This window comes from Cupriavidus basilensis, assembly GCF_029335485.1.
GTDB classification, from domain to species: Bacteria; Pseudomonadota; Gammaproteobacteria; order Burkholderiales; family Burkholderiaceae; genus Cupriavidus; species Cupriavidus basilensis_E.
The window spans coordinates 1-3,759 of sequence record NZ_JARJLM010000456.1 but is presented as its reverse complement, the minus strand read 5'-3'; the positions used below and the strand labels follow the sequence as shown (position 1 = coordinate 3,759).

General features: G+C 58.7%; 2 protein-coding genes. Both read left to right on the top strand.

Features of this window, described 5'->3' with window-relative positions:
* Window positions 1–2,300: 2,300 nt before the first annotated feature.
* Window positions 2,301–2,531 (top strand): hypothetical protein, encoded by a 231-nt coding sequence (locus P3W85_RS27745; protein ID WP_276267119.1) that lies wholly within the window; start codon window positions 2,301–2,303, stop codon window positions 2,529–2,531.
* A gap of 85 nt (window positions 2,532–2,616) precedes the next feature.
* The gene (locus P3W85_RS27740; RefSeq protein ID WP_276267118.1) at window positions 2,617–3,324 is read left to right on the top strand and encodes a pentapeptide repeat-containing protein; all 708 of its coding nucleotides are present in this window, start codon (window positions 2,617–2,619) and stop codon (window positions 3,322–3,324) included.
* Window positions 3,325–3,759: the final 435 nt, after the last annotated feature.

Here is a 3,759-nt window from a genome sequence, read left to right as displayed (position 1 = left end):
TTTTCCGTTTTCTGAAGCGACCCTAACGAGGACCCGGGCGCCATCCGGGTCCCGGGCGGGGTCGCCTTGCTCGGCCACGCCACCGACCTGGGCGAGCGGGCACCGTGGGCCGGCGCGCGCGCCGCCAGCCCTGTCGATGCCGCCGCCGGCATCGGCCCTCTCACCCTCGCCAAGCAGCTTGCGCGGGCGACCCGTCGCTGGCCGCGGGTCCAAGCGCGAAGCCCTTTACCCCGTCCGCCTGAGGCTTGTGATTACGGTAAAGTCCTACTTGTGCCGGAGCTATCTAACAGCGGCGAGTGCTCTTTGCAAGCGCGTCACTTAGATTTATTAAGAGTTCGGCCGGAGAAGATGTAATGCTATGCGATCCGCGGGGAGTTTCGTCAGTGATTATGATCGTGTAATACAGTAGCGGGGGCGGGTCATCTGGCCATCTATTAATGATGAAACCGGCGAGAGCGAAGCCATCTTGGTCTTTAGGATCGACTCGTCCGACATCGGAAATGATGGCATCGAAATTTCCCTCCTTCAACTGAGCAAGCGCCGCTGCATGTGAAATCGCGGTAGTAATGGTGGCTCCGTAACTCTTGATCAACCGAATGAGACCCGTGTTATTTGTAGGGACGTCGTCCACCCAGAGTATGCGGGCCCCCCGATAGCAGTCATGTGATGCGCGAGCCCAAAGAACCGCCAATCTGTCTCGCACTATGTCTACATCCTGCGACCAGGGCTGCTCTACTTTTTTTAGGTCAGAGAGCGCGGCTTGCACTGTTAGGCCAGCAAAGGATATTCCGGTTGTCCTTCGCACGAGCGTTTTGAATTCCTCTATGTTTGAGTACAGAAACCACGCGAGAATCAGAACGAGCAGCGACTGAGGCACGGCTCTAATCAACGCAACTTGAACGTCACCGGACAAAAGCACGCTCCGCTTTGGCTTCTGTTCCGTCGGCGTACCTCGGGTATCCGACATACTCACCTCCTTTGCCAAACTCCCTACAAAGTAGCATTCCTTGCCAAAATTAGTACCACCCAAACGGGTTAAAATTGTGCGGCTTTCCATACTTACTCGAAATTCCAGCAGTCGCGACCAGATATTGAGAATGCGCGCCAATTGTCTCGATTACGCGGACTTCCGCATCCCGGCGACCTTGCCCGCACTCCATGACAAACCGGTGTCACAATGCTCCAATGTCGCGTGATGCCGGCTCGCAAAAGAAGAGTTCATCGCGGATTTCCGGGCAAGGCCGCCCCGGTTCTTGAGGAAAAGTAGTGGTCGTCGCGGAAGCCATAGGTCATTCTCTTGACCCATGACCCCCTCCGCGGGCTCAAGCGGGCTCCGGCGCAATAGGCTCCGAGTAGAATGAACGGCTCTCGAATGCAGTAGGGTATGATCAGCCATGACTCCGCAAGTCACGAGTCCTGAAGCGCCAGCACTACCCTCTGGAGGTGATGCGGGCCTGCGTGCGGTGGTACGTCTCCTTCCACCTAGAGTCTCGTGAGAGCTGCGGATTATTTGGACCGACCTCGAAGCACGATCCGTGACACTCTCCCCGAGGCGGTCTGTAGGCATTTCAGTCGGTCCATATTCTTCTCGCCCCCCGCATTCTTGCCGAGGCTTCGCCGCGCGGCTGCGCACGCCAGCACCCACTGGATGCGGCGCGCACACATTACCCACGCGCTCGCAGTCGGTCGGTGCCCTGCTGGAGATGGCGCGGCAGAACGCGCGCCACGCCTCGCTCGAAACCACCACGCGCTATGTGACCAACGAGGCCGCGCGTCGGATAGAGGCGATGCAGGCGGTATGAAACGGCTGCAAGGGCGACTGATCGCGCCGCCAAATTGTTGCACCTTTCCGACTCCCAAAACCTGATACCTATGTCTCTTGAGATTGAGCGCACCGCAGCCGTGGTGCTGATCCGTGTCCATATGACCAGGTCGGCCTGACCTTGGCCGCCCTGCAGGCAGCCGGCTGCTTTGCCGTCGTGGTGCCACCGCCGTCGGCTCCCGAGCCGACGCGCAAACGCCGAAGGACGGAAGGGGTGGTAGGGCGAGATGCCGGCCTGGTTGCAGCGGGCTGTTAATGCAGGGCAGTCGGCGGAGCATTTCCGGGTGGGTTGAACTTACGCGATCGACCGAGTCAAGAGGGCGCCGGGGGCCAAAGGCGCGGCGCTGGCGCACAATGCAGCGGAGGGTGGCCCCGAGCCGTGCGGATGCCGAAAGGTACCGCGGATCGTCCTGCACTCGCGGGGCAACCCTGATACGCGAAGCGATCGAGACAATGCAGTAAAGGACGGAAGGAAACCATGAGTGCCAGCCTGTTCGACTTGCATATTGCCCAGACTTGTCCAGACGAACACGCCGCCCTGCGCGAAGCCCATGCACGCTATCGCACGCTGGCCGTGCGCTTTCTCGATGGCGATGCGGCCGTCAGCGAGGCCGACTGCCTGGCGGCCAAGGATGACGCGGATCGAGCCGAGACCGCCGCACGTGCGGCCTTCCGCCTGGCGTTCCAGACGCTGCTCGATCGGCTCTAAGGAGGAAAACCACGTGGTAAGAAAGGCGATGCCCGAGCCATTGGCGGCCGGCGAGTATTTGGCATAATGCCGGGAGCCCAGCCACATGGCGGCCATCTTTAATGGCCATGAGGAAATGTTCCCCCGGGCGCGTTGCGTTAGCGACGGTCGCTGGTGCACTTTCTTCCGCGATGGCACCGCCGTGTGGGAGTGCAACGCTAGCTATGCCGCAGCGCATTTCATCATAGAACCCCTGACCAGTGAGGCCACCATGGAAACCCACATGCCAGCGTCAAGGCTCAGCTACGAAGACTCATGCCGTCGACTGCAAGAAAGCTACCTTGAGGCCGGCGTTGTTCCGCCGATGCCCGATCACATGCCGCAGGCCGACGATGTGAATCTTGGGGTCAGTTTCTTTCGCACATTCGTAGGCGGAGGCGATAACCTGAGCAATCTCACTCTTCCCCGTACATTCTTCGGGCGCTCAGAAATCAATAACGTGCTGTTTCAGAACACAGATTTGACGGAGTCAAACCTGTGCTGGAACGACTTCACAGACGTTGATTTCACAAACGCAAGTTTGACCGGAAGTGACCTCAGGGCATCCGTTTTCACTCGCGTAAAGTTTGTATCTGCAGATCTCACCAACACCGATATGCGGCAATCTTCGTTTTCGGGCTGCAAATTCACAGACGCACTTATGGCGGGAGTCGTGCTCACTGAGGGGCAAGGCAAGAAATTACTGCTTTCTGCCAAGCAGCGTGCCGACATCGCATGGGCAAAAGATGATGGCCCGGAGCCAAGCGGTGGCTAACTATTCGTTCAAGGCGGACGCCGCCGCTTAGCGCGAGCGTTAGGTGTCTCACACCATGACAACTCTAAACCGCAATCACGTTCCTCTGGAACTCCACGAGTTGATTCCGTTGGCGGAAAAATTTGGAGTGGCCGACGACCTTCTCAGAGAGAGGCTCGTCAAGACATCGTCTGCAGCAGAGATCGGCAACTAAAATCCAGTGTCCTTGCTTGTGAAGACGCATTAGGCCAATGGCTTGCTGGCGCAGAGGCTGAAGGGCCATTATTCTCAGACGAATACATAGCGTTTAGTGCCATGCGGATCGCGGCCGACTATGCGTAATGGCTGCCCATTTCCGGTACCGAACATGGCGCTCAACTTCGCTCGCTTCGGACGCTGCGCGATAAAGCCCCGCAGTGCTGGGCGCCTAGTACCATACCAGTTAGTGGCAGAGGC